This is a genomic window from Bacillus sp. TH19 (genome assembly GCF_016651075.1).
Taxonomy (GTDB): domain Bacteria; phylum Bacillota; class Bacilli; order Bacillales; family Bacillaceae_G; genus Bacillus_A; species Bacillus_A mycoides.
Genome location: NZ_JAEKEO010000010.1, coordinates 1,403,288 through 1,429,523, shown reverse-complemented (window position 1 = coordinate 1,429,523; position 26,236 = coordinate 1,403,288). Strand labels below are relative to the sequence as shown.

The 26,236-nt window shown below is 35.1% G+C and carries 21 protein-coding genes, 6 pseudogenes, 1 riboswitch and 1 other annotated feature; of the genes and pseudogenes, 7 read left to right on the top strand and 20 right to left on the bottom strand.

All coding sequences use genetic code 11. The annotated features are described in order from the left end of the window. Positions 1–20: 20 nt before the first annotated feature. The 6 genes and pseudogenes from JFU54_RS25115 to JFU54_RS25090 all read right to left on the bottom strand — a co-directional run bounded on the left by JFU54_RS25115 (position 21) and on the right by JFU54_RS25090 (position 6,244). Positions 21–845: a DUF4037 domain-containing protein gene (locus JFU54_RS25115; RefSeq protein ID WP_201051825.1), complete on the bottom strand. Its 825-nt coding sequence runs from the start codon at positions 843–845 to the stop codon at positions 21–23. Positions 846–938: 93 nt separating this feature from the next. Beyond that, complete coding sequence (locus JFU54_RS25110) at positions 939–1,451, bottom strand: GNAT family N-acetyltransferase (protein WP_201066777.1); 513 nt, start codon at positions 1,449–1,451, stop codon at positions 939–941. 94 nt (positions 1,452–1,545) lie between these two features. Beyond that, the gene (gene cysK / locus JFU54_RS25105) at positions 1,546–2,463 is read right to left on the bottom strand and encodes a cysteine synthase A (RefSeq protein WP_002012169.1); all 918 of its coding nucleotides are present in this window, start codon (positions 2,461–2,463) and stop codon (positions 1,546–1,548) included. A 10-nt stretch (positions 2,464–2,473) separates the two neighbouring features. Further along, positions 2,474–3,684, bottom strand: a pseudogene (locus JFU54_RS25100) (MFS transporter). A 268-nt stretch (positions 3,685–3,952) separates the two neighbouring features. After that, a complete protein-coding gene (gene hflX / locus JFU54_RS25095; RefSeq protein ID WP_002126761.1) occupies positions 3,953–5,212 on the bottom strand; it encodes a GTPase HflX in 1,260 nt (419 codons plus the stop codon). A gap of 480 nt (positions 5,213–5,692) precedes the next feature. Further along, entirely contained in the window at positions 5,693–6,244 is a 552-nt protein-coding gene (locus JFU54_RS25090) for a cobalamin biosynthesis protein CbiN (protein ID WP_201066775.1), read from the bottom strand. Between the two features lie 183 nt (positions 6,245–6,427). On the opposite strand from JFU54_RS25090, the pseudogene JFU54_RS25085 reads away from it, so the two are divergent. Further along, positions 6,428–6,505 (top strand): annotated as a pseudogene (locus JFU54_RS25085) (3-oxoacyl-ACP synthase); the annotation flags it as partial. Beyond that, positions 6,499–6,600: pseudogene (locus JFU54_RS25080) on the top strand (ketoacyl-ACP synthase III); the annotation flags it as partial. The pseudogenes JFU54_RS25085 and JFU54_RS25080, both read left to right, overlap by 7 nt. 137 nt (positions 6,601–6,737) lie before the next feature. On the opposite strand, the gene JFU54_RS25075 reads toward JFU54_RS25080, so the two are convergent. The 4 genes from JFU54_RS25075 to JFU54_RS25060 all read right to left on the bottom strand — a co-directional run bounded on the left by JFU54_RS25075 (position 6,738) and on the right by JFU54_RS25060 (position 10,478). Next, positions 6,738–8,006 (bottom strand): MFS transporter, encoded by a 1,269-nt coding sequence (locus JFU54_RS25075; RefSeq protein ID WP_201066773.1) that lies wholly within the window; start codon positions 8,004–8,006, stop codon positions 6,738–6,740. Between the two features lie 154 nt (positions 8,007–8,160). Then, entirely contained in the window at positions 8,161–8,496 is a 336-nt protein-coding gene (locus JFU54_RS25070) for a YrdB family protein (RefSeq protein ID WP_002064764.1), read from the bottom strand. Positions 8,497–9,028: 532 nt separating this feature from the next. Beyond that, positions 9,029–9,841: a polyphosphate kinase 2 family protein gene (locus JFU54_RS25065; protein ID WP_201066765.1), complete on the bottom strand. Its 813-nt coding sequence runs from the start codon at positions 9,839–9,841 to the stop codon at positions 9,029–9,031. A gap of 328 nt (positions 9,842–10,169) precedes the next feature. Further along, positions 10,170–10,478, bottom strand: a complete 309-nt coding sequence (locus tag JFU54_RS25060; RefSeq protein ID WP_088039168.1) for an alpha/beta hydrolase — start codon at positions 10,476–10,478, stop codon at positions 10,170–10,172. An 89-nt stretch (positions 10,479–10,567) separates the two neighbouring features. On the opposite strand from JFU54_RS25060, the gene JFU54_RS25055 reads away from it, so the two are divergent. Continuing rightward, on the top strand, positions 10,568–11,032 hold the full coding sequence (locus JFU54_RS25055) for a hypothetical protein (RefSeq protein ID WP_002086342.1): 465 nt from the start codon (positions 10,568–10,570) through the stop codon (positions 11,030–11,032). A gap of 19 nt (positions 11,033–11,051) precedes the next feature. Here JFU54_RS25055 and JFU54_RS25050 read toward each other — a convergent pair whose 3' ends face one another. After that, a complete protein-coding gene (locus JFU54_RS25050; RefSeq protein ID WP_002135550.1) occupies positions 11,052–11,330 on the bottom strand; it encodes a hypothetical protein in 279 nt (92 codons plus the stop codon). Positions 11,331–11,359: 29 nt separating this feature from the next. Next, complete coding sequence (locus JFU54_RS25045; RefSeq protein WP_201066763.1) at positions 11,360–12,622, bottom strand: MFS transporter; 1,263 nt, start codon at positions 12,620–12,622, stop codon at positions 11,360–11,362. A gap of 137 nt (positions 12,623–12,759) precedes the next feature. On the opposite strand from JFU54_RS25045, the gene JFU54_RS25040 reads away from it, so the two are divergent. Beyond that, the gene (locus tag JFU54_RS25040; protein WP_012260721.1) at positions 12,760–13,245 is read left to right on the top strand and encodes an 8-oxo-dGTP diphosphatase; all 486 of its coding nucleotides are present in this window, start codon (positions 12,760–12,762) and stop codon (positions 13,243–13,245) included. 27 nt (positions 13,246–13,272) lie between these two features. Here the strand turns inward: JFU54_RS25040 and JFU54_RS25035 are convergent. The 3 genes and pseudogenes from JFU54_RS25035 to JFU54_RS25025 form a co-directional block, all read right to left on the bottom strand. Next, positions 13,273–14,897: pseudogene (locus JFU54_RS25035) on the bottom strand (YndJ family protein). A 5-nt stretch (positions 14,898–14,902) separates the two neighbouring features. Then, positions 14,903–15,514, bottom strand: a complete 612-nt coding sequence (locus tag JFU54_RS25030) for a DUF4166 domain-containing protein (RefSeq protein WP_201066760.1) — start codon at positions 15,512–15,514, stop codon at positions 14,903–14,905. Between the two features lie 4 nt (positions 15,515–15,518). Further along, positions 15,519–16,427, bottom strand: coding sequence for a DoxX-like family protein (locus JFU54_RS25025; RefSeq protein ID WP_078184290.1), 909 nt, complete (start codon positions 16,425–16,427; stop codon positions 15,519–15,521). 192 nt (positions 16,428–16,619) lie between these two features. Continuing rightward, positions 16,620–16,806, top strand: a riboswitch (Lysine riboswitch). 201 nt (positions 16,807–17,007) lie between these two features. Here JFU54_RS25025 and JFU54_RS25020 point away from each other — a divergent pair. Beyond that, positions 17,008–18,237 carry an aspartate kinase gene (locus JFU54_RS25020; RefSeq protein ID WP_002126737.1) on the top strand — a complete coding sequence of 410 codons (1,230 nt, stop codon included), beginning with the start codon at positions 17,008–17,010 and terminating at the stop codon, positions 18,235–18,237. A 280-nt stretch (positions 18,238–18,517) separates the two neighbouring features. Next, the gene (locus JFU54_RS25015; RefSeq protein WP_088039161.1) at positions 18,518–18,970 is read left to right on the top strand and encodes a VOC family protein; all 453 of its coding nucleotides are present in this window, start codon (positions 18,518–18,520) and stop codon (positions 18,968–18,970) included. 289 nt (positions 18,971–19,259) lie between these two features. On the opposite strand, the pseudogene JFU54_RS25010 reads toward JFU54_RS25015, so the two are convergent. The 3 genes and pseudogenes from JFU54_RS25010 to asnA form a co-directional block, all read right to left on the bottom strand. Beyond that, positions 19,260–19,601, bottom strand: a pseudogene (locus JFU54_RS25010) (helix-turn-helix domain-containing protein); the annotation flags it as partial. Positions 19,602–19,729: 128 nt separating this feature from the next. Next, positions 19,730–19,786, bottom strand: a pseudogene (locus tag JFU54_RS30415) (hypothetical protein); the annotation flags it as partial. A gap of 200 nt (positions 19,787–19,986) precedes the next feature. Continuing rightward, a complete protein-coding gene (asnA, locus tag JFU54_RS25000; RefSeq protein WP_201066759.1) occupies positions 19,987–20,970 on the bottom strand; it encodes an aspartate--ammonia ligase in 984 nt (327 codons plus the stop codon). Between the two features lie 70 nt (positions 20,971–21,040). Continuing rightward, positions 21,041–21,300: a binding site (T-box leader), on the bottom strand. Between the two features lie 408 nt (positions 21,301–21,708). Here asnA and JFU54_RS24995 point away from each other — a divergent pair. Further along, positions 21,709–21,840, top strand: a complete 132-nt coding sequence (locus tag JFU54_RS24995; RefSeq protein WP_000047589.1) for a DUF3934 family protein — start codon at positions 21,709–21,711, stop codon at positions 21,838–21,840. A 135-nt stretch (positions 21,841–21,975) separates the two neighbouring features. On the opposite strand, the gene JFU54_RS24990 is transcribed toward JFU54_RS24995, so the two are convergent. Continuing rightward, on the bottom strand, positions 21,976–25,182 hold the full coding sequence (locus JFU54_RS24990) for a DEAD/DEAH box helicase (protein ID WP_201066757.1): 3,207 nt from the start codon (positions 25,180–25,182) through the stop codon (positions 21,976–21,978). Positions 25,183–25,301: 119 nt separating this feature from the next. After that, the gene (locus JFU54_RS24985; RefSeq protein ID WP_002141232.1) at positions 25,302–26,234 is read right to left on the bottom strand and encodes a response regulator; all 933 of its coding nucleotides are present in this window, start codon (positions 26,232–26,234) and stop codon (positions 25,302–25,304) included. Positions 26,235–26,236 lie beyond the last annotated feature (2 nt).

Here is a 26,236-nt window from a genome sequence, read left to right as displayed (position 1 = left end):
TTGTTACATCTCTTGTTTTTTTACTTCGCATATTGAATACGCTTTTGTTGTTCCGCGATATTTAACTCCGGAGCATATTGTTCTACTAAATGTAATACCTCTTCGATCAACACTTCTAACTCCTGTACACTATACTCTGGTTCCCCTATCAGCGTATCCGCCATACGCTCATATAGATTTTCAGGTTTAATATTCATACGCTCTACATTATAAGCCATCCATTTAAATGCAGGATGGTGCACGTACATTCTATTCAAACCGAATAAAACACCGAATAAATCCCTTTGTACTTCACAAATAACATCATAAAGCATAAGCCAGTCTTTTCGTTTTAAAAGCGCCTCTCGATTATGCCAACGATTGCTTAACCAAAGATTTTCTGAAATCATCCTTTTCGCCAGTTCTTCTGGAAATGCTTCAACTCTATCTTTTAGAGCATGTACTTTTACTTCTCCATACAAACTCACACCATCATGAAGCGATGATACAATACATTGTTTCTCATAATTTATATCATACTGCTCTATAACTTCTGAAATATTTTTTTCTACTGTCAATGTTAAAAAGTTACTAATCTCTAGTTTAATTCCTTCTTTCGTCAAATACGTTTCCGACCATTCTTCGTCCTCGTAAGGATGATATGACAAAATCGTTCCACCAATATTATTAATTGGACCTAGACGCTCTTCATCCTCTGGTGGTTCTGACCATAAAATATGTAATTCAATATCTGAATGTTCATCTTCTAACTTTCTCGCTACAGATCCTGCTAAAATAATAGCTTCGACTTTCTGGTTTTGCCTATAAATCTCCGACATCTCTATCGCTTTCTCTTTTAATCCCATTGCATTTCCCCCTAAAACTGCAGTACTCCCCTTACTTTTCATTTATCTATTTCGATATTAAACATTATATTACCTTTTCAAATTTCCACTAAATCATATTTCTACCCAATAACGCTGAACAATTTCGCCAGAATTAGAAGAAACTACTTCATTTTCTAGCACACCGCCAACCTTTTGAATCGTTTTAGCCGAACCAATATTAGCTTTATCACAAGTTATTAGCACTTTCTTCAACCCTAACTTTTGCGCTTCACTTAATGCAAGTTTCAATTGTTTTGTCGCGTAACCTAGGCGACGTTTATTCGGATGGATACTATAACCGATATGACCGCTTTCCAGCAATAATTCTGGATTTAATCGATGTCTAATATTCACAAAACCGATAAGTTCTCCTTTTTCAAAACTTAAAAACTGACTAGATGGCACTCGATTTGCTTGTAAGTTTTCTCCTACTTCTTGTATACTCACTTTTTCAAACCATTCATCTAGTGAATCAAAATTTTGTAAAGAGCTACTGCCGTGTGGTTGTTCTCCTGCATGTAAAAATGACTGCCTATACTCCATAATTTGTTCGCTATATTCGTATGTTGGTTTCAATAGCTTCATTGTCATTCTCCCCACTCACCCATTATCTATTTTTCTAAAAGAAACACCTTAATAGCGGATTTTCATCCTTACTATTAAGGTGCTTCTATCACTTTTATTCAAATAGCCCCATACTCAAATAACGCTCACCTGTATCAGGTGCAATACATAAAACTTTTTTACCAGCACCTAAACGCTTCGCTATCATTATTGCTGCGTAAACAGAAGCTCCTGAAGATGGCCCTACTAGTAATCCTTCTTGTCTTGCCAAGTTCCTCATTGTAGTTAATGCCTCTTCATCTGCAATTTGCATAATTTCGTTATACACTTCTGTATTTAAGTTTTTGGGAATAAACCCTGGGCTTGTTCCGACTAGTTTATGAGGGCCTGGAACACCACCAGATAACACTGGTGATCCTTTCGGTTCTACTACGGCAATATATAAGTTTGGTAGTTTCTCTTTTAACGTTTCACCGGTCCCTGTAATTGTTCCGCCTGTTCCTGCGGTTGCTACAAATGCATCAAGTTCTCCATCCATTTGTTCATAAATTTCAAGTGCAGTCGTATAACGATGAATATTCGGATTTGCTGGGTTTTCAAATTGCTGCGGAATAAAACTATTTGGAATTTCTTTTTGTAACTCTACCGCCTTCGCAATTGCTCCTGGCATTCTTTGTTCTGCTGGTGTTAAAACTACTTCTGCGCCGTATGCTTTCAATAAATTAATACGCTCTTTGGACATATTATCTGGCATAATTAAAATAGCTTTATATCCTTTAGCAGCTGCATTCATCGCTAAGCCAATTCCTGTATTTCCACTTGTCGGTTCAATAATTGTATCACCTGGCTTAATGAGACCGTGTTCCTCGGCAATATGAATTAAGTTATAGGCAGCACGATCTTTCACACTGCGTGACGGATTAAACATTTCCAATTTTACATACACATCCGCTGCGTCCTCTGGAATAAATTTAGATAATCGGACAACAGGTGTATCTCCTATTAATTCTGTAACGTTTTCACATAATTTCATAGCGCATCCCCTATTCTATCGTTTTCTTATCATTTGGCAGTAACAATGAAGTAAGTCCAATTAATGGTAAACCACTACATAATAGCATAATAAATTGAAGACTATACATATCAGCTAATTTCCCAAGGACTACAGCACCTAATGCTCCAAGACCAAACGCAAGACCGACAATTAATCCTGACACCATTCCAACTTTCCCTGGAACAAGTTCTTGAGCATATACAACGATTACACTAAAACTACTAGAGCTAATAAATCCAATGCATAAAAATAACGGTACAACCCACATAAGAGAAACGTGAGGTAACAATAGTGCAAGCGGCGCTGAACCGAGCATCGAAAAGACAATAATCTTTTTCTTACCGAATCGATCCGCTAGCGGACCACCAAAGAAAGTACCTAATACACCAGCAATCATAAAAGCGAAGACGAAATACTGTGCATTTTTTATAGATAAACCGTAATGCTCTATTAAATAAAATTGATAGAAATTCCCGATACCAGCACCGTACCAAGAACGTACAAATGTTAGAAAAACAAGAAGTATAATAACAAATTTAATGTGCGTACTTACAATCGCATTTTCAGCCTCAAGTGCAGCCCTCTTTTTCCTTCTTACAGCACCAGTGGCTAATTCATTTTTATACCAATTTGATACGAAAATTAGTAATACAATTCCAACTGCTGCAAAGGCTGTAAAACCTAAAGAACCAATTTGACCGAGCGGAACGAAAATTAATGCTGTAAAAATAGGTGCTAGAGAATTCCCTGTATTTCCCCCACTTGATAAATCGCTTGTGCTAAACCTCGTTTTGCACCGGCTGCCATGTAAGCAACACGAGCGCCCTCCGGATGAAAGACCGCGGAACCTAATCCAATAAATAAAACAGAAATAATAACAACTATAAAGTTCGGTGCAAATGCGAGTCCAATCATCCCAAGCATACTCGAAAACATACCGAGCGGTAATAAAAATGGTGACGGCTTCTTATCTGAATACATCCCAAAAACCGGCTGCATAATCGATGACGTCATATTTAACGCAAACGCAATCCACCCTACTTGCATATAGGATAAATTCATCGTTTTTTCCAAAATAGGAAACAACGCTGGCACAACTGCTTGCATCGAATCATTTAAAAAATGTCCGAAGCTAATCGCAAATAAAATACGATATATTGTCGGTGTTTCTACTGTATTTTTTTGTGAAACTGCCTGCATATGTGTATTTCTCCTTTCTGTACAAAATATATATTTATTACAGTAGGTGTAATAAATTCTGATTTTTGAAACATTTCTATTCTATACTGGTTTCATTTCTTTTTCCAGAAATTCAACTTCTAAAAAAATATATTTTTTCTATGTGCTTTGTCGGATTTATTCATATGAACTCTTTGTATTTTCTTTTATACTAAGGCAGGACGAAAGGAAGGCTTGCAATTATGAAGAAAAAGACGATCCTAAAACATATTAGGGTCGCCTTTTTTTATTAAATAGAAAAACGCTTATATTTCTCATAATCACTCGTCTTACATTCTAGTGCCATTTTCGTACCTTCGTTTTCATAACTCGTAGATAAAACGTGTGCATGATTGTTGAAATACGAAACTACCTGCCCTTGATCATACGGAATTAACATTTCACACTTCGTATACTCTTTATAAATGTGTGAACGAACTACTTCTACAAGCTCTTTAATTCCAACATGTTTCTTCGCAGATAGATAAACGCGATCTTCTTGCACTTTCGGAATTTCAACATCTACCAAATCTGATTTGTTATATGCATATATCGTCGGGATATTTTCCACGCCAATTTTCTTTAACGTTTCATTTGTAATATCAATTAATTGCTCATAATTGGGATTTGAGTAATCTACAACGTGAATAAGTAAATCTGCTTCCGCCACTTCCTCTAGCGTTGAACGGAATGCTTTCACAAGATGATGCGGTAACTTACTTACAAATCCAACAGTATCCGTTAATAAAAATGATTTATTATCCGGCAAATCAATATTTCGTACAGATGTCTCTAACGTCGCAAATAACATATCTTTTTCAAATACTTGTTTCTCTACAGTACCATTAAAAATTTCAAGCATTGTATTCATTATCGTTGATTTACCTGCATTCGTATATCCTACTAACGACACAACTGGAATTTCATTTTTCTTACGTTGTTTACGCTGCGTTTGGCGCTGTGCAACAAGTGCTTCTAATTCTTTATTTAGAGCCGCAATTTGTTCTTCAATTTTACGACGATCTAATTCCAACTTCTTCTCACCGACACCTTTATTTTTCGTGCCAACTCCCCCGCTTTGTCTTCCTAAAGATTCACGAAGACCGATTAAACGAGGCATCATGTACTGAAGATGGGCCACTTCTACTTGCAACTGCGCTTCTTTCGTTTTCGCACGTTGCGCAAAGATATCTAAAATTAAAATGGTACGATCAATTACTTTACAATCTAAATCCTCTTCTAAATTTCGAATTTGTGAAGGAGATAATTCGTCATTAAAGATGACCATATTTGCATCTGCTTCTTTCACATACGCTGCTACTTCTTCAATCTTCCCTTTTCCAATATAATGCGACGGATTTACTCGTTGTAAATTTTGCGTCACTTGACCGATTACTTCCACATCACAAGCTTCCGTAAGATTTGCTAACTCTTCCATCGAATATGCAAAATCAGCTTCCTTACCTAAATTCACTCCAACTAATATTGCTCTTTGTAATAATTCTTCCATATATTTATTCCTCCATTTCGATTACGCAAAATAAAAAACACAGGTCACTGCCTGTGTTTTCGTAAACGGATAAGGGTTCACCAAAGAAATAGAAGAAAGCAGTGCTTTCGTCCTATACATGGTCAAAAAGTCCCAAGATAGTATACGTATCCAACAAGTGTTCACCTATACTATCCCATTCTATTTATAAAGGCAAAACAAAAAGAGGGCGTATTCGTCCCTCCCTCTTTTTCACATATAAGCTTAATAAAGGGTTCCTTTAAAATAGGCAGACCAATCCCGTTCACTCTGTACACAGACAGAGCCTTTGAGCGCTATTCAATTATTGGCACAAAGTATTGAGACGTAATCTGATTAAGATCAAAGGAAGCCCCTCCGTTCATTTTAAGTTACATAAAGTGTAGCATAAGTAATTCGCTTTCACAAGATTAAACCACTCATAGAAACAGAAAGAAAATCTTTATATTTTTACTTTAATCGTCATTTTTTGCGAGTTCTTCTCACAATAAAAATAACAACAGCTACAATGAATAATACACCTATAACAATAACCACAACTTGCCACAAACTTAAGCCGCTCACCATATCCCCTTTTAAATTCACTTTCTTCGTTGGAACAGACTCTTTTGCAATATGACTTAAAGCATTTTTCTCAATCTCTGCCTCATCTAATCTCTTCGTTCCACTGCAGATAGATGTCTCTAACTTTTCCTCTCCTCTATAAGAAGAAAAGACTAAGTACTCTCCTCCCTCTGCAAAACGAAATGCACAGCTACTTACACTTGTATATATAATAATTCGCGAAGAACTTGTCCCTTTCCAAATTTTCTTCACTTCGAATAATGTTTTAATTCCGCCTTCACCTTTCTCTTGAACTTCTAACACCTTACCTTCAAACACCACATCATTTTTTTGGAATGCATCTTCTGGTGATACATTAATACAGTCACAAGCATAAGATTTCTCTGGCAAAATAAAAAAAGTAAAGCTACAAATTAAAACAAGAGACAACGAATAAATGATTCTTTTCAAGAATCTCAGACCCCTTCAAAGTATCAATTTTAGAAGCTTTCCGTATATTATTTGGACATCACTCCTCAAATCTCTTTCCGTTTAATAAAATATATTAATTTTATTAAACAGAAAATCTTTATCAATATTTTTACGATCTAATATTAGTATCAGATTATAAAAAATAAGTTAGGAGATGTTCTTATGAATTCTCAATCTCGTATTACTGCAATTGGTACTTATGTTCCAGATCAAATATTATCTAATAATGATTTAGAAAAGAAGGAAAGTTAAATAATGGAGATACACTTTTACTGTAGGGATTTGGCGATGGATGTATGCATTTAGGGCTTATTTTGGAGTGGGATTTAAACTGAAATTTCCTTTTATACAACTAACATTACGGTAAATGAAATTATATCAACGATTCCAGTTAGACTATTAGTTGATCACAAAAAAGCGGCATTCAAAGATTGATTATCTCCCTTTGAACGCCGCTTCTTTTATCTGAATTTTATTTACCTGTCCGAGACCATATCACAACTGGAATAAGCAGTAAGGCTACAGCCCCTCCCGCTAATGATAATGCCGCATAACTTGAATTAGCTACTACCATACCTGACATCGCTCCACCAGAAGCTCCAGCTAACGCAACAAATACATCTATTTTTCCTTGTGTTTTTGCACGTGTAGAAGGTATAGTTGCATCAACAATTTGAGCTGTACCACTTATTAAACCGAGGTTCCACCCTAACCCAAGTAAAGACAGAGCAACAATTAATAATAGTAAAGAATCACTCGGCGCTATCGCAGCTATGACACCCGCCGCTAGTAAAATTACTCCACCAGCTATACTCATCGTAGTTCGGCCGATTTTATCAATTAACATTCCTGTAACGAGAGACGGAAGATACATTGCACCTACATGAAAACCAATTACAAGCCCTATTGCACTTAAGCCATGACCATGATGCCCCATATGAACTGGCGTCATCGTCATAATCGCAACCATCACTATTTGAGTAAGTATCATTACGATTGCTCCAACAGTAACACCACGTTTATTTTCTATCATTTCTTCTGTTACTGGTTGCCCTTTATATGTATGTTCTTGTTTATATGTTTCTATTATGTTAGCAATAATTAACGGATCTGGACGAAGCATAACAAAAAGTACAAGACCCGCAAGTATAAATGCCGCTGCTGATAATATGAACGGACCAGCAAGGTTAGGAATTCCAATTGAATGGGCAAAATCTCCCATTACGCCTACTAAATTTGGACCAGCTACCGCACCAAAAGTCGTCATAACCATCGTAATACTAATAGCAGTTGCTCGTTGTTTCTTATCTGCTAAATCGGTACCAGCATAACGAGCTTGTAGATTCGTCGCTGTACCCGCACCATATATGAGTAAAGAAACTAGTAATAGAATAATACTATTTGTTAACGCAGCCAATACAACTCCAATAGCTCCTAGTCCTCCTACTATAAACCCTGTTGCAAGTCCTATTCGGCGACCATATTTTTGCGATAACTTCCCAACAAAGAAAGCCGCTACCGCAGATCCCATTGTAAACATAGCAGCCGGTAATCCTGCATACGCATCCGTCCCAAGCATTTGCTGTGCAAGAAGTGCACCTACTGTAATTCCAGCGGCTAACCCGGCTCCGCCAAACATTTGTGAAATACTTACGATTATTAATGTTCGTTTATATAATTTTTGTTGGTCTTCTTCTGTATACATACGCTTACTTATTAAAGCATCTGCTGTATCTATCATTTCCTCACCCTCCCTATGAAACTAATATCTCTTGTTAATGTACTATAAAACAACAAAATCCCAAAATTTAAAGCGCTTAAATTTATCCATATTTCGTTACTCCTACACCTTAAATAATGCTAAGTTCCTTTCGTGAAGAAACTTAGCAAAAAAATTATTGTTTCCAAATAATGATTAAAGTGCGATTTATTATAAATACCATTCCAAGAATAATAGCTAAGGTTATTTGATCAACAACATATAGAGCAACTGAGGTAACTCCAAACAATATGATTTCCAACATAAACCTATATGGTTCTGGCAGTTTTAATGATGCTTTAGGTGCAATGAAAATCCCCCATATTGTCGCAAAAAGTAGTGGTGAGCCAATGCCAAAAATAAATTTCACATATACACTTTCCCAAAATTGAAAGCCCCAGTAACATAGTGATGCAAGAGCACATAATTCTAGAAAAAATCGAATCGCTAAATTTATAGGTTTTATAAACATTTAAAGAACACCCCTTTGAAAAATATATTTAAAATCCTATGAAAATAATATTATGCATCCGTTATTTGAACTTGATACGTGCCCATTCATGACATGTAAAAAAACAATTATACGTCTTATTAATATTATTCAGTTTATCTTTCTAAACTTCGAAAACTTGATCTTGACGGATAATGAATGAAAGCAAATACTTAATGACAGTGATACATATGCCTATAAGCACAAAATAAAGAACTCCACGGTTTACGTTTTGCCCATTACCGAGGAGTTCCCAAAATAACTCTATAAATTTTTTTGACGGCTAACGTTCCATAATTAAAATGCGATTCATATTTAGCCTATTCCCCTACTACTCTTTCTTAAAGCTTCCCCTTCCTAAAACAACAAACTTACTACAGCACAAACTAAAATAATTGGTACACTCGCTTTATATAAATATATAAAATACTTCCAACTAAAAAGCTGTCTTGTAATTTGGTAAAACCAAATTACAAGACAGCTTCCCTTCATATTTCCTATACAAACCTTTTTACTATTTGACTCCTGCATCTTGCACAGATTCAATTTTCTTTTTCTTTCCTTCTTTTATTTCATTATAATAAGAAGGTAATTCTATATTATGCTCTAAGAGATAATCCTCAATTAATGAAATAATTACTTTCAATGTTTTCAAACGGGCGTATAATTTATCATTACTCGCGATAATATGCCATTTTGCATTCGGCTTATTTGTATTTTCAAACATGTCTTCTATTGCTTCGACATACTCATCCCATTTTTCACGATTTCGCCAGTCTTCATCTGTAATTTTCCACCTTTTAAGAGGGTTGTTCTCTCTTTCTGTAAATCTCTTTAACTGCTCATCTTTACTAATATGATAGAAAAACTTTCCTATTATGTAATGATCATCTGTTAATAGTTTTTCGAAATCATTAATTTCATCATACGCTCTCGTCCACTCTTCGTTTGTAGCAAAGCCTTCAACACGTTCAACTAATACACGTCCATACCATGAACGGTCGAATATAGTAATTTGCCCGTACTGAGGAAGTTTCCGCCAAAAACGTTGCAAATAATGATACCGTTTTTCATGAGGAGCAGGCGCTCCAATTGGATTTACTTGGAATCCGCGTGGATCAAGATGTTCAGTCACTCGCTTAATTGTTCCGCCTTTACCTGCCGCATCCCAACCTTCCATAACCATCATAACGGCTATTTTCTCTTCTTTTAATATTTGCTGTAGTGCCAATAAGCGCATTTGATATTTTTCAAGTTTCTTATTGTACTTAGATTTCGAATCAATTCTTTTCGTTAAATCTACTTTAGCAAGATGCTCTTTTTCCATCAAACGAATCCCCCTTGTTATATGACAATGTTATTTTAACATATTTATTGGTAATTTTTTCATATTAATATCTCTTTTAACTAATACTCGTACCCCTCCACCTATATCTATCTTTTATAAGTTGGACGCTACTTTATATTAATAAATTAATCCCCCTGATATGCTTTTTCGTATCCTTTAGCAAGCATTTATTATTAATCAAAAAAAACAAAATAAGGAAACTATGCCGAAAAATCTCTACACAGTTTCCTTGTTTTTTTTAATGTGCGTGTGACATACTTGGGAAGATTAATAACGAAAAGATAGGAGCTCTATCGATTCACTTATACTACAAACGAATTATAGGCGGAATATCTCCTTCTCGTAAAAAGTAAGCAAACACTGTAAATCCAATAATTAATATTGAAAATAATGTTATTATAATTCCACCTGGTAGTGTTAGAAAAATAGTATTCAAGCTACTCTTCATAGGGAAAGCAATCGAGTATATTCCTAGCAGAAGACTGATTATAGCAATAGCCACATAAACCACTACCGCATACCATGGATTGAGTTCCAATAAAACAACAGAAATAAATATATACAAAAATAACAGTTGTAGAAACATGCTGCTTCCCATACTTACTAATTCTTTCAATATACCCTCCCCTAAACTACATGGTATATTATCTTAAAAAGAGAAGATAATAACAAATAAATCCTTTAAAGAATGGGAGCTCTCTAAAGATGAAACGAAAAATATTTTCTCTCTTTGCACTAATCTGCTTAGCACTACCAATACAAGCTAGTGCATACACATTTCAATCACTACCAATTGCGTCAAAGTCTAAACAGTGGTATATCGAAATTGACAAATCTCATAACTCAAACAAGCAAGCCGTGCAGCCAAAACAAGGTGTATATGATACGTATAGTTTACTCTTAAAAAATATTGGTAATGATGTTGCAAATGTATCGGTGGAAATACTTGATAACACACCTACATCTAAAGCTACCTTTAATCCTACTTCATCTAATAACAACGTTTCAAAAAGTCATACAAGCTTTGACTACATGGTATTCCCATTAGACTTTAATAGCCATAATTTTAAAGTTGTCATTACTTGGGAAGAAAAGAATTTCTCTTACAACGGTCATCCAGTACATGAGAGTAAAAAAATGAAGCAAACATTTGTGTTTAATGAAGAGTAAGTCCTAATTTGATTAGGGCTTACTCTTTATTTACAAAACCCGATTGAATTGCTTCTGTCACTTCTTTTGCAATATGTATTTTTGTAGCGTCTACACATATTTTTTTGTCCCAAACATGTACGGAAGGCTCTTCATTAGACAAATGCTTAATTAAGATGAATCGATTATATGTCATTTTATTTTCTATAGGAGTAGCAATATACACCGTGAAATTCCTTGCTTCAAATACCTTTTCTCCCAAAACGTATTTACATCCCAATTCATGTACTACTAAATCATGTAGATTTTCTATAGTCATATACCATCCCCCCCTTTTTGCCTACATAATCAATCGAACCGCCGAATACTTGGTACAGACAATGCCATTCCAATTGTTATGAGTACTAAAATAGCTAGCATTATAATTGTTATCTTTCCACCTATTACAGTAGCTAACCAGCCTACAACCACATATCCTAATGGCAATAAAGCAAATGAACCTAACATATCAAGGCTTGCCACTCTTCCAAATGCTTCTTCTGGTACAAGCTCTTGTAAACTTGTTTCCCAAATGAGCCCAAATATCATAATACCGAATCCTTCAATTGCCATTAATCCAATTAAGACAGGTGCCCAAGAAACGAGAGGCATAATTAATAGTGCCATTCCACTTATTAAAACACCGCCATACGCAAGTAATCCTCTCTTATGCCACTGCTGCCTCACACCAAAAATTAGCGCTGCAATTACAGCTCCAGCACCAGAAGCAGCCATACCCAATCCATATACGTAAGCTTCAAAATGATGATGAACATTAAACAACCATGGAATTAATACAACGATAATGCCTGCATAACAAATATTAACGAAAGAAAAGACTAGAATAGTAATCCACAACCACGGATGGCTTTTTAGAACAAGAATCCCTTCCAGAAAATCTTGTTTGTAATTGACTTTATTTCTTTCAAATTTCTGTATTTTATTAAACTTTATTTCTTTTAAAAATAATAAACATAAAAATGACAACAAATACGTTGCTGCATCTAGTCCGAAGCCTATCCCTGCAGATGTAACTGATACTATCAACCCTCCAAGAGCCGGTCCAATTAATCGTATACCCTGATTACTCATTTGCGTTAATGCGTTAGCTGCATTTCGAATTTCCGGTACAAATACTTTCGCTCTTACAGCTGAATATGCCGGCTGAAATATCCCTTCCATAAGTCCATATAATGCAACAAGTACATATAAAAGTGGAATTGTTAAAATGTCCATAAATATAAGTGTTGCAAATAAGAGCATTAATATACAGCGAATTATATCTGTAAATAACATCAATTTCACCCGGTCAATTCGATCCACGACTAATCCAGCAAACGGTAACGCAAGAATATTAGGAAGCATGTATATTGCCATAGTCATTCCCATTACAACTGTTGAACCAGTTAATGAATACACAACGACTGGCAGAATAACCATCGTTATCGAACTACCTAAAGTCGAAAGTAATTGCCCAATCCATAAAAACTTAAAGTGCGGTGACACTTTAACTGGCAATAACACTTTACCGACATAACCTGAATTTTTCTCTGTTGGTATTTCTCCTTGCATATCTCTCTCCTCTTTTCAAATGATTATAGACTTTATAATGAATAACCGAAAATTAATAATATTCTATTTTTAATTATATAAGAAACTATTATGTTATGGTAAAATTATCAAAAAAAGATAAAGGAGAATACATTATTATGCCTCAAAATTCTCATAATATCGAGCACCGCATCTATACAATGTGTATGATCCAGCGAAATAATGACGCTTTACTTATAAAACGCCCCGACCATCGAGGTTTTCCTGGCTACATAGCTCCTGGTGGAAAAGTAGATTTCCCAGAAAGCATATTACAAGCTGCTATACGAGAATCGAAAGAGGAGACCGGACTCCACGTTTCTAATTTAATTTTCAAGGGGTTAGACGAATATGTAAATCCTAAGGAAAATGTTCGATATATGGTATTTAACTATTGGACAGATTCATTTGAAGGTGAACTCCTTTTGAATCCTCCTGAAGGCGAATTATTATGGGTGCCAATTGATACAGCACTCAATCTTCCTATGCAAGATTGGTTTAAAGAGAGATTCCCATTATTTTTTGAAAAAGGTACGTTTGAAATTCAGCGTGTTTGGGACCAAGACTTGGATAAACAAGTTGCTATGACAATTACCCATACATAAAAAGCTTGGAATCTCTCCAAGCTTCTCTTACTTCTCCTCTATTTTCTTAATCTCATAATCAATTTCTAAAAACTTGACTCCGAATATCCACATTCTATGGTGAGCTGTTAACATTTGGTCCGCGCTCTCTTTAATGATAAATGTCTCTGCTAATGGTAAACGTATTGTAAAGAAACGAGTATATAAATAAATCCCCTCATCCCCCCTGTCATTCTCTCTTAACTTACTTGTAATGATTAAAGCATTATCATCATTGCATAACTTCAAAATACCTGTCATATTCGAATATGGTAAAGGTAATGCGATATTCATATATGTATCTTTCTTGTATGTATGCTTTGAATAAAGAGCTACAAAAATTGTCTCCCCTGCTTCATTTTTTCTTAGCCAAGCCCTTACATTCTCTCTTCCATCCTTCTCATCTATTATCCCAATGATAGAGCCATGCATCGTTTCCCACTTGCCGCCCATTCCTAAATGTATTTGTCCTACACGCTTACTCATTTTCTCATAACAAAATGCAACCGGACGGAACCAACGAGTCCATTTAATATGCGATTGTAACTCATACTCTTTTGTATTTTCATAAAAACGAATAATACTTAAAGGAATCTTCGCCATGTCAACTGCCTCACTATGAAAATCATTCATTTTATCAACTAAACCTTTGTATTCCTTGCTATCTATTAAATTTCTGTTATGTAAAAATACTTCACCAACTGTCGCATTTCCTCTTAACCTGCTCATTGGTTTCCCGTAATATTTATAATTCGGAGTACTCTTTTCAATCATCCAGCCAAAAAATGCTGGTAACGCTACTCCAATTCCATTTACAACACCGTGAATCCAGACCATTTGTGCAATTGTAATCGCCATTACTTGTTTGAAATTTCCGTATGAATATATGAGTGAAAACATTATTGTTACCATAAGTGTACTGGATGAAAGAGTAAGGAGAATCTTTGCACTTATAGCATTGAATTTCGTTCTCCACACGTAAACTCCATATCCATAAATCGCACATAAATATATGAACACTGCAAAAAATTCAAGTATCCTTGAGTATGTAATTCCTATCGCAACTGTCATAGGTGAAATGACTATGATAAACATAATAGCATCATACACTTTACTTCTCTTTTCTCTTTTCCTTCCAAGTAAACCAGCTGATAACGGCAATAGAAATGCCGAGTAATGAAAGTGTGCCGCTGTAAGTAAAACAATGTCAGAACTAAAGTGCATAATTGAAACCTTTGCTACTGAAGCAAAAAACCAAAAACCACCTAAAAACAAATAAATAAACGCACTATCGATAGCCGTCTCTTCTATCGGTTTCCATCCTCTTTCTAACAATCTACTTACACCAAATAACGCAACGATTCCTGTATATGCAAACCAAAGTAGCGCAAAGAAATAGTGATTTGTTACGAAAGCTAGCATTGCACTGATTGCTGCGATTGGATATAAAAACGATACAAATTTATAAAATAATACATACGATCCATTTCTTTTTTCTTATCAATAATACAAAAAGACATCGGTATAAATAACAAAATAGATAATAAAATAATTGCTTCAACTGGGTTTACATTTGACCACTCACATATTAGAAAAATAATATAGCAAGCAAGCCCAAATAGTATATTTTTCATATCGTTTATTCCCTTTCCACAAATGTTCCCTTATATGAAAATAATGAACCAATTAACGGATTTCGTACTTGTACATGAATTCGAAAACATTGTAGTGTTTCATCATAACTTTCTACAATTTTTGCCTCTCCGTATAAAAATCTAGGTAACGGTATTTTTCTTCCAAACATAAAAAACCATTGTTTCTTTGAAGAAATATGCATCCCGCCTTTTTCATCAATATAAAAATTCAATGTAGAAACGAGTAAATGTGGCTCACCAAAATAATCTACAATTTCATTATTCTCTTCATCCAACTGCATAACAGCGTTAAAATATCTTTTCTTATTATGAAAATAAAAAGTACGATTCCACCGTACAAACTCATTTCCATGTTCATCTCGCTCAGCGGTATTATGTATCACAAACGGAACTTTTTGCCCTCGCTCAGAGAAAAACATTCGAAACTTCGATGTACTTTTTAATATTAATTTAACGAAAAAAGATCCTCCATAAATTTCATCCATTTCCCCTTCCCCAATAAAGCTATTTTCCTTTGTTATCGCATATCGTTCCTGCAATTTTGGATGAAGCCTTTTATAAGAATCCCCTAATAATCTTTCATAAATATTAACCATATACTTATCCCTTTCTCGTCCTCTTGCAATTTTTTGCGCTTGGCAAATTAGTGCTATTTATATAACCGACAATCGATAACCCTATTAGAAGAAAATTTAATGTAATCGGATTAAACGGTTGCGTAAAACTTGTGATATTCGTAATTCCTGCCGCAATTGTTAAGGCGATTAACATAATAATATGCCCTATAAATAATTTTCGTTTTGGAAGTGGCAATAGCCATATCACACCCAATATTATTTCTAGAAATCCAACTATTTTAAGCATAAAAATACTATTTTCATTCGATCCGATTAGTACAGAAAGCATCTTTACTTCTTCTGAATGAGTAAACATCAATTTCGGTACAATCCCTTGATATAACCATACAAAAGCAAATAAAAAGCAAACTAGCCAATACGTCATCGTTCTTCTAATTAGCAACTTAGGATGAAGTCCCTTTTCTAACCATAATTTTAAAGCATCAAAACTCCATGCTGTCGCCCAACCTAATAGTGGACGAAAAACATATAAATCTATCACATTTCCTATACGACCAAATCTCGTATCATAATCATATTGCGTTTCAAAATGAATATGTTCTTCATTCGGTGTATACTTCCAATAACCACGCCCTATTTGTATAAGTGATAATTGATTGTCTGTCCAAAATTTTAAAGAGGAAATGCGTTCTCCAGTTTCTTTTCTTATTTCACCTATCGATTCCCCTTCTCCGGCTATTTCAAGTCCAAATCCGATCTTTGTTTTATATAAAAACTTCTGTGGTTCTCCCTCTTTTTTTTCTAAATACGAAATCTCAGTAAAACGAGCATCCCACTCTGTATGTATATCAGGCTCTTGTGTATATGCCCATAGTTTCTCCATTGTTGTGTTCATTTCTGTGGCTACATAAATAGGCTTTTTCTTCCCCATCCTTCCACCTCCCATGCGCTATATTTTCAATGTACATGCAATGAATCGATTTTGCTACATTTTTCACAAACTAATTTAATAAAAAGATAGAATTTCAAAAAAATACAAAAAACACTTGATTCCCTGAAAAATTTAAATTATTATAAAACAAATGTTACCAACAACTTCATAAATCATACACTCTCGCCTAAAACGTGAGATAGAGGTTGCAACGCTTATAAGTATTCTAAAGGAGACACAGAGATGTCTATGATTTTAGAGGAAAGGAAGTGTTGCCGAAATTGATAAATTTCTCTGCATTTATCAATTGGGGCTGTTTTCGAATAGAAACAGAACTGTCATATGTACAGACGTGTACGTATGAAGAGCTATCTACAAAAAAGAGATATCATTTTTATGATATTCCTTTTTTGGCGGTTTTTTTATTAGCTCCGTTTTCTGTTTCCCTTTTCCTGTAACAGCACCATCCTCACTTATTTGAGATGGTGTTTTTTGTTTTTCTCTCTGGTAACTACAGGAATATTGGGATTTGTATATGTCCTAACCTATTCTTAAAAATGGACGAAAGAAGGAATTCGTAATGGAAACGATTGTACAAAAATTTGGCGGTACTTCTGTCGGAAGCGTCGAACGCATTCAACATGTAGCAAATTTAATTATTGAAGAATATGAACGAGGACATAGTATTGTCTCTGTCGTTTCAGCAATGGGAAAAAGTACGGATAAACTTGTAGCACTTGCTAACGCTATTACTGAAAATCCAAGTAAACGTGAAATGGATATGCTCCTATCTACAGGAGAACAAGTAACCATTTCATTATTAACAATGGCACTACAAACAAAAGGTTATAACGCAATTTCATTAACAGGATGGCAAGCTGGTATTACGACAGAATCTGTACATAGTAGTGCACGGATTACTGACATTAACACTACTCGTATTCAGTCTCACCTTACTGAAGGCACGATTGTTATAGTAGCTGGTTTCCAAGGAATAAGTGAAGAAAATGAAATTACCACACTTGGTCGCGGTGGCTCCGATACGACTGCTGTCGCATTAGCTGCTGCACTAAAAGCAAAAAAATGTGATATTTATACGGATGTGACCGGCGTATATACGACTGATCCACGAGTTGTACAAGATGCTTATAAATTAGATGAAATTTCTTATGACGAAATGTTAGAGCTTGCCAACCTCGGTGCTGGCGTATTACACCCACGCGCTGTTGAATTTGCTAAAAATCATAATGTAATTTTAGAAGTTCGCTCAAGTATGGAACAAGAAAACGGAACAATTGTAAGGGGAGAATGTAACATGGAACAACAATCAATCGTTAAAGGTATTGCATTTGAGGATAATATTACACGCGTCACAATTAAAGGATTAGAACAAGGTGCACTTTCAACAGTTTTCTCTACATTAGCAGCAGCACATATTAATGTAGATATTATTATTCAAAGTATTACAAATGAAGGAACTGTTCACCTCTCCTTCTCAATCCATTCTAATGATTTAAGAGAAACATTAGAAGTATTGGAACAAAATCAAGAAGCACTTCACTACGAATCTGTAGAACATGAAAATCATTTAGCAAAAGTATCAATTGTAGGATCTGGTATGGTATCTAACCCAGGAGTTGCTGCGAATATGTTCACTACTTTAAAAGAAGAAGATATTCATATTAAAATGGTAAGTACATCAGAAATTAAAGTATCTGTCGTTATTGACCGTCTTCATTTAGTAACGGGTGTTGAAGCACTTCATCAATCATTTATGGCGAAAATTGAACCTTTAGTGCAAATGATTTAATTTCCACCAGTAAAACTTACAACAAATTATATGAATCTATTTCCTTCCTATATAAATAGAAAGCTGTTTGCATAGTGGAAAGTGAGAAAAAGGTTATTTAGTTTAAAATAAAGTCGTTTGAAGAACAATAAAATTGTTAAAAAACGGAAGCAAGTCATTCTATTCAACAATCGGGCAGTTATCTCCCACCTAACTTCCTCGCATTCGCCGAATTTTGAGGTGGGAGTCTTATTGCCCGCAAATAGCGGGATAAATTTTTACACATAAGGAGATAAAGACTATGGCAAACAACAGATTACTAAGAATGGACAATGTCAGCATCGTTGTAGAATCTCTTGATAACGCAATCTCTTTCTTCAAGGAGATTGGATTAAAACTCGAAGGGCGAGCTACTGTCGAAGGTGAATGGGCTGGTCGCGTAACTGGACTCGGTTCTCAGTGCGTAGAGATTGCTATGATGGTTACGCCAGATGGTCACAGCCGAATTGAACTTTCGCGATTTCTCACCCCACCTACTATAGCAGATCACCGGACAGCTCCTGTAAACGCCCTCGGTTATCTGCGCGTCATGTTCACCGTCGAGGACATTGACGAAATGGTATCCAGACTTACTAAGCATGGTGCTCAGCTCGTTGGAGAAGTAGTTCAGTATGAGAACTCGTATCGACTCTGCTACATTCGTGGAACCGAAGGAATTCTAATCGGTTTGGCGGAACAACTCAGTAACAAATAAGTAAGTGACGTTTTATAAAAGGCCTTTACTGAAATATACATTACTGAAGTAAAAATATTTGAAAAAAATTCTTATTCAATAAAACTTAGATTTTCAACCCCGTCCTAACTTTAGAACGGGGCTATACTCGTTTGAGCTTTTAAAATTAAATAACTTTATTATCATTTTACACATAGATTTCAAGACTCTATACAAACAGCTTTTTAACATATTACCTATATCTAAAAATCGTTATAAAGCAATAGAAATATTCACAATACCTTTTCCTAGGAAATATAACGGACTCTTCTCACTTCTTATCATATATATCTTTCCCTTTAAATAATGAGCGAAATTCATTCAAAATAACTTTCTTCACGTCGGAATAAAAGACCATCATGAATAGCGCAGCCCCTAATAAAATCTCTTGAATTCCTTCGTAATCAATGAAAGCACTCATAATTAGCAAACCAAATCCAATATAAAAACCAAACTCATTCTCTTTCTCAAAATCCTCATCTTCTTCATCAATATGTATTTTCTCTTTAAAGCTTTGATTCCCTTTTATTAATTCATCGAGCGTAACGTTGTACATTTCGCTCAATAAAATTAAATTATCAATGTCAGGGTAACTTTTATCATTTTCCCACTTATCCCGCTTTAACAGGCACTAAATCCCATCGTAGCTTTTAAATACATCAAGGAAGCCAGATGGGATTAACTGCCTATAAAAGCCCGATTGGTTCAACTAATAATCAGTGGGATAAATCGCTCCACTGATTAAAGTTTCACTTTATACACCGCTTGCCTAGTTACACCGATTTTCTTTGCAACATCCTCTTGCGAAAAACCCTTTGACTCTCGTAGTTTTTTAGCTGTGCTCCTAAGTTCATAACGTCCCCTCCTTTAACAAATTATTACATAAAAGGAGATAAAAAAGAAAGAAACTATTAGTAACACTCACTGTAAACCACCAGTTTACACAATAAAAAAGGGAGAGTAACTCTATTTTCGAGCCATTCTCCCTCTCACTTATATTAAAACAAATGAATGTTTTCTTTCTTACAAGCTTCACGTAAATCATCAGGCCATACAGAAGATTGAACTTCACCGATATGTGCTTTACGTAAGAAGTACATACACATTCTTGATTGGCCGATACCACCACCAATTGTTAATGGTAGTACGTCTTCTAAAATACCTTTATGGAAATCATACTCACGTTTGAAGTCTTCACCAGTTTTCGTTAATTGCTCATCAAGTGCTTTACTATCAACACGAATTCCCATTGATGATAATTCGAACGAAGCTTGTAGTACTGGGTGCCAGAATAAAATGTCACCGTTTAATTTCCAATCATCATAATCGGACGCGCGTCCATCGTGCTTTTCACCTGAACGGAGTGCATCACCAATTCCAATAATAAAGACTGCACCGTGTTCTTTCGCAATTGCATGTTCACGATCTTTCGGTGTTAATTCTGGATATTTATCTTCCAGTTCTTGAGAAGTAATGAAAACAATTTCTTCTGGTAAATACTTTCCAAGGAACGGATACTTTTCAAATAAGTGATTTTCCAATTCTTTGAATATTCCATAAATTGTTTGTGCTGTTTTTTGTAAGTAATCGATAGTACGCCATTCTTTTTGAACGATTTTTTCCCAATCCCATTGGTCAACATAAATGGAATGCGTTGCATCAAGTTCTTCATCACGACGAATCGCGTTCATGTTTGTATATAAACCTTCACCAGCTTCATATCCGTATTCATGTAATGCGAATCTTTTCCACTTCGCTAGTGAATGTACAATTTCTAATTCTTCTCCTGAATGTAACATATCAAATTCAATTGGACGTTCTACACCGTTTAGGTGATCGTTTAATCCTGATTTTTTCGTTACGAATAATGGTGCAGATACGCGGAATAGTTCAAGTCGTTTTGCTAATTGATCCTCGAAAAATGTTTTAACTTCCTTAATTGCGATTTGAGTCTCTCTTACTGTCATTAATGATTGATACATGGTGGTTTCCTCCTAAAATGTTTGGATGTTGTGAAAAGAAGCCAACAAAAAAAGCCCTTCTTTCCCAAAAAACTGGGACGAAAGACTTTGGTTCCGCGGTACCACCCAAATTAGCAACAGAGGTTGCTCACTTATACAATACGGAGATTAAAAAATCTCGATACTGTTCTTCTTGTAACGGCGAAGTTCCCGGCTAAGTCTACTTTCCTATAAAGGATTTCGGTTAGCGACTCCAGGAGGTTCTTCATAATAGGCTTCGTATCAGGCTCACACCGTCCCTGACTCGCTTAAACTACATCCTACTACTACTCGTCCTTTCATAGTCGTTTTATTGTCACATCTCTGAAACATTTTATTAATGATTATTCTATACAAAAAATAGATAAAGTCAACAAAAAGTTTCAAAAAAATTTTCAATTCTTTATTTTATGCCTTTACCGATTGTTCTTAATATAACATTTTTATTTCCTTTGTCTCTTCAATCCAAAAAACATTTCACTAATTGAAACTAACATATATACAACAACTAGTGTGATTGTTCGAAATATAGAATCCGCAGTATTTCTTATTATTTTCATTTTCTTTATAATTCCTTTCAGTTTACTCGCAATTTCATGATATACTATAGCATTCAAGCAGTTTGTTTTTATTTAAAGCAAGCATAGTCATTTATCGATAGTATTTTTCTAAAACATTGGCTATTATCAAATCAGATTTTTTATATAACGGAGTGATCATATGAGTAAAACGAAAGCAAAACCGAAAAAAGGTGTAGGACAAGGTACAGGAAGTAAAGGATGGAACCGTTGGCAATCAAGTGCGAAAAAGAAAGCTGCAAAACCTTACAAAAGTAAAGGTACAAAGAAATAAAATAAATAGTGGGAGACGAACAACTCCCACTATTTAAAGTTTCACTTTATCTCTTTACTTTGTACAAAACAAAATATAATTATTACAACAAAAAAGCTATGCTTTCATCTCTATGAAAGCATAGCTTTTTGCATATTAAATCATAAGAATATCGCGGATTTCTTCCTCCGTAATAGAAGATAACTTCTCTTCTCCCGGCTCGATAATTTCAGCGATTAAATTTTTCTTACTCTCTTGTAACTCGTGCATTTTTTCTTCAATTGTTCCATGTGCTACTAACTTAATCACTTGCACTGTATTTTTTTGTCCCATTCGATACGCTCTATCCGCAGCTTGTTGTTCAACAGCTGGATTCCACCACAAGTCGTACAATATAACTGTATCTGCACCTGTTAAATTTAGTCCTGTGCCACCAGCTTTTAACGAAATAAGAAATAGATCCCCTTCTCCTTCGTTAAACCGATTGCATAGCTCTACACGTTCTTGCGCTGGTGTACTCCCGTCTAAATAAAAGTATGGAACTGCTTGACGATTTAATTCACGTCCGATTATCGAAAGCATCTTCGTAAATTGGGAAAAGATAAGAATTCTCTTCCCTGTACTTCTGCATTCCTCCAAAATTTCTAGCAGCTGATCAAATTTAGCTGAACTACCTTTATAGTCATCAACAAACAAAGCAGGATGACAACAAATTTGCCGTAGTCTCGTTAAACCAGCTAAAACCCGAATTTTATTTTTACGTAACGTATCTTTATCCAAATGTTTTAACGTTTCTTCTCTTAACTTTGCTAAATAAGCTGCGTAAAGCCTCTTTTGATCTGGTAAAAGTTCTGATGATTGCAAGTGCTCAATTTTTTCTGGGAGTTCGTGTAATACATCACCCTTTAACCTTCTTAACACGAAAGGTTTTACCCGCTTCGCAATATCTTCACGTCTTAAATCACCGAACTCTTTTCTTCCCGGTAATAATTCTGGGAAGACGACGTGGAAGATAGACCATAGCTCTTCTAATGAATTTTCTACAGGTGTTCCTGTTAATCCAAAACGGTACTCCGCCTGCACTGTTTTTACCGCTCTTGCAGTTTGCGTCGTATGATTTTTAAACGCTTGTGCTTCATCAAGAAATAGCGTATGAAATGGCTGCTCATATAACCTTATATCTCTTCTCAGTAGAGGATATGACGTAATGACAACATCAAATTTCGTTATATCTTTTAAAATTTTTCGGCGCTCTGCTTGATTTCCAGCGGCAATAACTGCTCTAATATGTGGAGCGAATTTTTTCAACTCACTAAGCCAGTTGTAAACGAGGGACGACGGAGAAACAACTAATATAGGCAGTTTCTTCTCTCGAATTTCCGGCAAAACAGAGTCTATAAAAGCAATACTTTGCAACGTTTTCCCCAGTCCCATATCATCAGCTAAAATGCCGCCAAAACGATAATAGGCAAGTGTTTTCATCCACTGGAATCCGTATGTTTGATACTCTCTCATTATCGCATCTAAGCCACTTGGCACCGCAAACTTCAGCTTTTTAGGGTTTTGAATGTTCTCTACCAATTCTTGAACAGACTCATCTAAACTTAATACGTTTCCTTCTTGCAGTGAATTCATCCATTTCACACTACGAATAAGAGGGACATCTATTTCTTCGCCCTTTAAAAATCCTTTTCGAATACTAGATTCTTTTATAAACTGATTAATATCATTAAACTCTTTACTCTCAAGTGATAGTAGAGCACCACTTGCTAAACGATAATATTTTCGTTTCTCTTCAAGTGCCACTAATACCCCTTTAATTTCTGCCTCTGGAATACCTTTTATATCAAAGCGAAATGATAACCAATCAATTCTCTCTTTCCTTCTAACTCTTATAAGAGGAGCTGTGTCTCCCTTATGAATTCGTAATTTGATGGCTGACGTCGCATAAATATCAACTAAACCTTTTAACGTTGGAACAGCATGATATAAAAAGTTATACTCAGTTTCTTCATTATGCATAAAATAACCGCCTTCCGTTTTCGCAAAGGCACTTTCACTCATAATGTCTAAAATCTCTTTTTCCTTTTTCTCATCACGATTAAAAACAGATGGCTGCCCATCCTCTTCTAACGGATTAATCACGACGTTTCCATAATGAAATTCGAGACCTGCTAACAAACGATTTTTCACTCGATCTAAATACAATTTTGCTTTTAATGCGGGTGTTTCAACACGATCTGATACTACCTCATCTATTCGCACAGTTCCTAGCTTCATTAACCCTGGTACAACTTTTGCTACAAAGTGCTCCATCTTATCTGCTGGAATATACAATTGGTTACTACTAGAACGATTCATCATTTTTTGTAATTCGATAAGTCGCTTACAATCCTCAGCATTCAACTGATACAGTTTCCCTCCAAATAGAGCATAACTATACGTATCCATTACTTCTACTTGTTGTAAGCCGTCAATATAAAGTGTAAACCCACCGTTACTCCCTTTATTAAACTCAAAATGTAAAGGAAGTAGCCCTTTTGAAATTTGTAAACCGTGAAAAGATTTTCCATCTTGATTAAGTCCCACAAACTCAACTTTAGAAAGTAAAGAAAGCATATCCTTCCATGAAGCTGGCGGTATTAAAATCATACTATCATCTTGTTTTGCATGTACTTCCAGTGTATCCTCATACATTTTTTCATTATGATAAATTTTAATGAGCTGCTGAATAATCGCATCCGTTTCTTGCTTAAAGCTATGTACATCTGGTGTATATGTAAATTCATTCGAACAATTATAGGACTCTCTTTTCTCCACATTGGAAAGAAATTCTCTAATATGATTTACAAAATACATCTTGGCGAGTTTAAACTGAATACCTAGCAGTGCCCCACCATTTTTCGTAACTACTGGCGTACATATAAATTCAACATGAAGTATTTCACGTGTATCAAAACGGTGTTGTTTACTTTTTGGTCTTAATGGTTTTTCTGCAAATAAATGAAACATCCCGCTTGTTAATTGATCATTTCCACTCATATTCCCGCTACTAATAGGCACCATTCCACCGGTTTGCTGGTTATAATTTATTTGTATCAATACTGCCGCAACATGTTGACAGTATGTTTGAAAAGACGCTAACGAAGGACAACTACATTTCGCAACAACATCACCTTTTTTAGCTTTTTCTACTGTAACATGAAAATCTTCGTTCCCTTTTACCGTCGCTTCGCAAATTTCTTTATTTTCATCATAATGATTTATTATTACTTTATTTGATTTATAATAAGCTTCGCCTCTTTTATATGAGGTTTCTCCGCATACTTCTTTAATAATCGATTTATTTAATGTAAAACCCATTGTTTTGACACTTCCTTACTTTAAAACCAGTTTCTCTTAACTAACATTTTACATGCTCCAAGAGAAAATATAAAATGTAGATTTAATAAAAAAAGATGCTTGTATATAAGCACCTTTTTTCACTCTATCTCCATCAACCTTTTCGCCTCAAAATACAACACTTGAATAAATTTCTTCGTATTAATTCGTATATGGCCAGAAGTTGCTACTTCATCCTTTGTCATTTCTGTCATTCGTTTTCTAACTACAGTGAAATCAAAAAATTTCGGAGCATAGCTTTCAAATTTCGGATTTGAAAAGTCTGTTAATCCAAGGGAAGCTAAGTGATTTAACGATTGATAAATCGCTCTACGTACCCTTTGTTCAGATGCTTTTCTCTCCTTATCTATATCTGCATCTGAAGCTATATTCTCTAATTTTCTTATAGTTATATGGTGAAAGATATCTTTTAGCGCAGGAAATCCAAATTCAAACGTTTGCTCTTTTTCTTGTCCATATAAATATTCCAACATACTAAGTAAATCTTTACTTCCATTCTCTCCCGCAATACCGAGTTCTGATAATAAATAGCGCCCTGAATCTGCTATTCTTTTTCCTTCTTGCATTGGCTCATTTCGAACTTGCGGCTGTTCCCACTTAAAAACGTTATTCAATGATTTTTGAATATCATGTATAGAGCGCTCTAAACGAATACGTTCCATTACTTTACGTACAACAGATATAACCTCAATTTTATTTAATGGTTTAGTAATATAATATTCAACACCAAGTGTATACGCCTCACCAATAAGCTGTTTCGATTCAACTTGAGAAATCATGATGATTTTCCCTGAAAAAGAGGACGCAATATGGCGAACTGTTTCAATCCCGTCTCGCATTGGCATTAATAAATCAATAAATAAAATATCTACTTTTTTAAAATTTAGTTGGTCGGCTTCAATAAAAGCTCCGTCTTCCGATTCTCCAATTACTTCCCCAAGATCACCATCTTCAATAATTTGTGAAAGCATAGAGCGGAAAACTTCATCATCATCTACGATATAATAAAACAACT